This window comes from Simiaoa sp. (assembly GCF_051972595.1).
GTDB classification, from domain to species: Bacteria; Bacillota; Clostridia; order Lachnospirales; family Lachnospiraceae; genus Acetatifactor; species Acetatifactor hominis.
Window position 1 is genome coordinate 1 of the sequence record NZ_JBOKRY010000070.1, and the last position, 5,968, is coordinate 5,968.

6 protein-coding genes are annotated in these 5,968 nt (G+C 46.0%); all 6 read left to right on the forward strand.

Annotated features, from left to right (window positions below; all coding sequences use genetic code 11):
* Positions 1-305: 305 nt before the first annotated feature.
* The 6 genes from ACTRDR_RS14545 (at position 306) to ACTRDR_RS14570 (ending at position 5,885) form a co-directional block, all read left to right on the forward strand.
* The gene (locus ACTRDR_RS14545) at positions 306-1,217 is read left to right on the forward strand and encodes a chemotaxis protein CheW (RefSeq protein ID WP_176865450.1); all 912 of its coding nucleotides are present in this window, start codon (positions 306-308) and stop codon (positions 1,215-1,217) included.
* A 64-nt stretch (positions 1,218-1,281) separates the two neighbouring features.
* A complete protein-coding gene (locus tag ACTRDR_RS14550; protein WP_176865452.1) occupies positions 1,282-2,049 on the forward strand; it encodes a hypothetical protein in 768 nt (255 codons plus the stop codon).
* A gap of 43 nt (positions 2,050-2,092) precedes the next feature.
* Positions 2,093-3,784 carry a hypothetical protein gene (locus ACTRDR_RS14555; protein WP_440528337.1) on the forward strand — a complete coding sequence of 564 codons (1,692 nt, stop codon included), beginning with the start codon at positions 2,093-2,095 and terminating at the stop codon, positions 3,782-3,784.
* Complete coding sequence (gene hisH, locus ACTRDR_RS14560; RefSeq protein WP_440528339.1) at positions 3,781-4,425, forward strand: imidazole glycerol phosphate synthase subunit HisH; 645 nt, start codon at positions 3,781-3,783, stop codon at positions 4,423-4,425. Before ACTRDR_RS14555 ends, hisH begins: the two co-directional genes overlap by 4 nt.
* 1 nt (position 4,426) lies before the next feature.
* The gene (hisF, locus tag ACTRDR_RS14565; protein ID WP_440528341.1) at positions 4,427-5,188 is read left to right on the forward strand and encodes an imidazole glycerol phosphate synthase subunit HisF; all 762 of its coding nucleotides are present in this window, start codon (positions 4,427-4,429) and stop codon (positions 5,186-5,188) included.
* Positions 5,189-5,210: 22 nt separating this feature from the next.
* Entirely contained in the window at positions 5,211-5,885 is a 675-nt protein-coding gene (locus ACTRDR_RS14570; RefSeq protein WP_176865460.1) for a uracil-DNA glycosylase, read from the forward strand.
* Positions 5,886-5,968 lie beyond the last annotated feature (83 nt).

A 5,968-nucleotide genomic window follows, 5' to 3' on the forward strand; every position in this document is an offset into this window, starting at 1 on the left:
TCAGCTGACATTTACTAATCGGTCGAGGGCTTGACCAAAGGTTTTGGATAGGAAAGCAGGATGGAAGTTAGGATATAAGAGATTAGGTTTCAGTGTTCGGTTTTGAAGGAATAAACTTAAACTGAATCATAGATAACGACGATAGCATTTTGCTATCGTTTTTTTATACATTAATTTCAGATAATTGTTTCTTTTTTAGAAAAATATGTTATAATTAAAAAGAACGTAGTAAAAGTTTGCAAGGCGGACTTTTGAAAATATACGAAATACAAGACAAATGCAGTGAGAAGGTTATAGGAGTAAGTATGGATACTAAGATTTTACTTGAAAACGGAACAAACGAATTAGAGATTTTGGAATTTACTCTGGCTGGGAATTCTTATGGAATCAATGTTGCCAAGATCAAAGAGATCATTACCTACCAGCCGGTGACACCGGTTCCTAATTCACATCCCAGTATCGAAGGTATTTTTATGCCGAGAGATACAATGATTACTGCCATTGATCTGAAGAATTGTCTGGGACGCGGAGAGTCCGAGAAAAAGGGTTTGTTCATCGTTACCAATTTCAATAAACTGGATATCGCATTTCATGTAGAGACGGTGCTTGGTATTCACAGAGTCAGCTGGAGAGATATCATTAAGCCGGATATCACGATTTCCGCAGCAGACGAGAGTGTTGCTACCGGTATTATTAAGAAGAATGACAAGCTGATCATCATTTTGGACTTCGAGAAGATCGTATCGGATATCAATCCTGAAACAGGACTTAAGATGTCTGAACTGAATGAACTTGGTGAGCGTACCAGAAGTTCTGTTCCAATCCTGATCGCAGAGGATTCACCATTGCTGAACAAGTTGATCGTTGACTCCTTAAAATCAGCCGGTTATGTGAACCTGATTCATACAGAGAACGGTCAGCAGGCATACGATGTGATCACACAGTGTAAGGAAGATGGAACACTGGATCAGCATGTTCGTTGTATCATTACGGATATTGAGATGCCTGAGATGGACGGACACAGATTGACCAAGCTGGTTAAAACAGACGATGCAACCAAGGATATTCCCGTAATTATTTTCTCTTCTCTTGTAAATGACGATATGAAGAGAAAGGGAGAGGCCTTGGGAGCAGATGCACAGCTCTCCAAGCCGGAGATCGGCAACCTGGTAAAGATTGTAGATGAACTGGTAGCAGAGAAACATTTGGACAGATAAGGCATTTAGAAAGCAAAAAGGCTGGGCTAGTCCCAGCCTTTTCTTATAATATCGGGGCAATGATATGGATGACAGAACGAAAGAGATCCTTCAGAAAATAGAAGAAGCGGAATATGTATTAGTAGGTCTTGGACAGGAGTTTGATATGGAAAATCTCCTGGAGGCCAACCCGGAGTACGGAAAAGTGCGGGAACAATTGCAGAAAAATAATGCATTATGGCTTCTGCCCTACGTGGAGGAGCAATTGCGGGAGCAGCAACTCCCTAAAATAGAGGAAGAGATCCGGCAGGGACTTAACAATCTGGCTTCTGTGTTGGAGAAAAAGAGTTATTTTGTGGTATCGTCTTCCACCAGTCCGATACCGACACAGATCCCCTGGAAAAAAATGCTCCTGAAAAAGGAAAGATATGTATCTCCCTGCGGAGATTTTAGAAAAAAACAATGTCCGGACGGTTGTGAGGAAGAAATTACGGAAGTTACGGAAACGGACAGAGAGAATCTACAGCACTGCTATGAAGAACTGCGTGCAGGAAAATTTTTATCTCCCAACCTTGGGAAATGCCCAAAATGCGGGAAGAACATGATCCTGAATAATGTGTATGCCGCAAAATATGATGAAAAGGGTTATCTGGAGAACTGGACAACCTACCAGACATGGTTGCAGAACACCCTGAATCATAAAATGGTACTGTTAGAGATCGGAGAAGGGAATCGTTTTCCATCTATTATAAAGAATCCTTTCCAGAGAATAGCATTATTTCAACAAAAAGCAGGTCTGTATTGCGTTGATGGGGAACAAAATCCCATTGCCTGGCTGCTTAGCCTGTGTTAAACTTAACCTGCTAGTAACTTGTGAGAAATCGGAGGAATGACAGATGCCTTCACAGGAGGAATACCTGGATAATTTATTAAAGGGAATTGAAAACGAAGAAACCACGGAAAGCGTAGAAGAGAAAAAAAAGCCGGAGCCGGCAGAGCAGGACGCACCGCAGATCGATATGAGTGATATGGATGATCTGCTGCAGTCCGCACTGAATGCACAAAAGGAAGATGCGGTGTCAGGTGCGGTACCAGATACTGCTTCGGAGAATGCGACAATTCACCCGGAAGAGACAGCATCTATGTCGGAGGATGAAATCGACCGCCTGCTGCAACAGAACAGAGAACAGGCAGAGGAGGCACCGAAGCAGGAGAATAACGATTCGAACGATGATCTGATCAGAATGTTGGAGAGCGCGGACGAAGAAGGATTGTCTAATCTGCTGGATCAGGTAAGTCCACAGCCGGCCGGAGAGCCTGCGGACGAAGTGGCAACGGAAGAGCAGAAAAAGGGCAAACGAGGTCGAAGAAAGAAAACTCCGGGATTTTTTGACAGATTTAAGAAAAAATCGAAGGAAGAGCCGCCAGAAACTACTGAAACAACAGAAACAACAGAAACAACAGAAACGGTAGATTCGCGGAATCCTATAACAACCACAGATCCTGTGGAGGAAAATTCCGTATCGGAAGCAGCTGACACGGAGACCACCGCTACTTCTGATGATGAACTGGATGCTTTGCTTGCCGGAGCATTTCCGGGACAACAGGACAGTGCGGAAGAAACCACCGCAGATCCCAAGTCCTCAGATATCATGGATATATTGAAAGCAGCCGGCGCGGATATTGCAGAAGATGCGGAACAGAAGAAAGAGAAAAAGGGATTTTTCGCAAAATTGCTCGACTTGTTCACCGAAGAGGATGAGGAGGAAGAGGAGAGCGACCAGCTAAAACTGTCCGATGAGAATAAGCAGATCCTCGAAGAGATGGACAAGAACGGCAAGAACGGTAAAAAGAAAGAGAAAAAGCAGAAAAAAGAGAAAAATCCCAAAAAGGAAAAACAGCCGAAGAAGCCGAAAAAGGAAAAACCGAAAAAGGAAGATGCACCGGCTGTACCCGAAAAAAAGCTTTCTCCGAAAAAAATCATTCCCATTGTGGTAGTATGTATCTCTCTGGGGGCAGTGATACTGATCGTAGGAAATTTCCTGACAGAATATATGTCTAAGAGAAGTGGCAGAGAAGCTTATTATGCGGGAGATTACCAGACTTGTTATCAGAATCTGTTCGGCAGAGAACTGAATGAGACCGAACAGGTCATGTACAGCAAATCCGAGAGCATTCTGACCATTCGGATGTGGCTTAGAGAATACGAAGTATTTGTAAATGAGGGTTCTGAACTGGAAGCGTTAGACAGCCTGCTGCAGGCGGTACATGACTATCCTTCCCTGCTAGATTATGCGACACAATGGAATGTGCAGGATGAGGTGACCTCTGCATTCGGAGAGATTCTTAATATTCTGTCAGAAAAATATCAGCTGAGTCAGGAAGAAGCGCAGGCGATAGCGGATATTTCGGATAATGTAGAATATACGAAGAACGTTATGATGGTTCTGCAGAAGCTGGGACTGGGATCCTGGGAATTCCAAGGGACCACCCAGGCAGAGACGGCAGTTAACCCCGCACAGAACACGGAAAACTTACCGGAAGAATTGCCGGATCCGCTTCCGGAAGAAAAGGAGATACAGCAATGATCGCAGTTCTCGATTATGATGCTGGTAATATAAAGAGCGTAGAAAAAGCGTTGCACTTTTTAGGAGAAGAAGTAAAGATCACCAGAGACAGAGAGGAGATCCTGTCCGCAGACGGTGTGATCCTGCCGGGGGTGGGAGCCTTTGGTGATGCCATGGAGAAGCTCCATCAGTATGGACTGGTGGAGGTTATACGGGAAGTAGTGGACAGGAAGATCCCTTTTCTGGGAATCTGTCTTGGATTACAACTGATGTTCGAAAGCAGCGAAGAGACCCCGGAAGTGGAGGGACTGCATCTGTTAGACGGCAGGATTCGCAGGATTCCCGCGGCACCTGGACTGAAGATTCCCCACATCGGCTGGAATGACATTGCATTTCCGAACAGTGGGCGGCTTTTTCAGGGAATCGAGGAACATTCTTACGTGTATTTTGTACATTCCTATTATCTGGAGGCGGCAGATCCGTCTATCGTTACCGCTACCACGGAATACGGAACACGGATTCATGCATCTGTGGAGAAGGATAATATTTTTGCCTGTCAGTTCCATCCGGAGAAAAGCTCCGGCGTAGGTCTTAAGATCCTGCAGAATTTTATAAATGTCACGAAGGAATTCCGTGAGAAAAACGCGCAGGGAGGAAATTGATATGCATACGAAGAGAGTAATTCCCTGCCTGGATGTGAAGGATGGCAGAGTAGTAAAAGGTGTGAATTTTGTGAATTTCCGGGATGCCGGAGACCCTTCCGAGGTAGCGGCAGCCTATGACGCGGCCGGCGCGGATGAGGTCGTATTTTTGGATATTACGGCTTCTTCGGACAGTCGTGCCACGCAGTTAGAGTGGGTGCGGAAGGTGGCAAGCAAGGTATTTATTCCTTTCACCGTAGGAGGAGGAATCCGTACTGTAGATGATTTCAAGGCAATTCTTCGTGAAGGTGCGGACAAAATCTCTGTGAATTCCGCAGCCATTATGAATCCCCGGCTTATCAGTGATGCGGCAGAGAAGTTCGGCAGCCAGTGTGTGGTGGTTGCCATTGATGCCAAAAAGCGTGCAGACGGCAGCGGATGGAATATTTATAAAAACGGCGGTCGTGTGGACATGGGCATGGACGCTGTGGAATGGGCGAGAACCGCAGAGAAGATGGGCGCAGGAGAGATCCTGCTGACCAGTATGGACGGAGACGGAACGAAGGAAGGCTACGATCTGGCGCTGACCAGAGCCGTGGCGGAGAGCGTTAGTATCCCGGTCATCGCGTCCGGCGGTGCGGGACAGCTGTCTCATTTCTATGATGCTCTGACGGAGGGAAAGGCAGAGGCAGTTCTGGCAGCATCTCTGTTCCATTACAAAGAATTAGAGATCCGGCAGGTGAAGGAATACCTGCGGGAAAAAGGAATCAGTGTCCGTCTCTGAGGACGACAGGGAGGATTAGATTATGGCAATGATCACAAATGATTGGCTGACGGCTTTGGGCGGAGAATTTCATAAGCCCTATTACAGACAGCTTTTTGAATTTGTCAAAAATGAATATGATACCACCGTGGTATTTCCCCCGGCGGATGATATTTTCAATGCATTTCATCTGACCCCGTTAAGTAAGGTAAAAGTCGTGATCATAGGACAGGATCCTTATCACAATGTGGGACAGGCACACGGTCTGTGCTTTTCCGTGAAACCGGATGTGGAGATCCCTCCTTCTTTAGTGAATATCTATCAGGAGCTACACGATGATTTAGGCTGCTATATTCCCAACAACGGCTATCTTGTAAAATGGGCCGAACAGGGTGTGCTGATGCTCAATACGGTGCTTACGGTGCGGGCCCACATGGCAAATTCCCACCATGGCAAAGGCTGGGAGGAATTCACCGATGCCGCCATCCGGGCGCTGAATGCGCAGGATCGTCCCATTGTGTTTATCCTGTGGGGCAGACCGGCACAGATGAAGAAGACTATGTTGAACAATCCCAATCACCTGATTTTAGAGGCACCTCATCCCAGCCCGTTGTCTGCTTACCGCGGTTTCTTTGGCAGCAGACCTTTCAGCAAGACCAACAACTTCCTGAAGGAACACGGCGTGGAGCCCATCGACTGGCAGATTGAAAACGTGTAAATTGAAAGTTAATTAAGAAATGCTATCGAATCCCAGTAGCCCGCATTGGGGCTACTGTTTTCCTCTAAAACAGCCTTAAACTA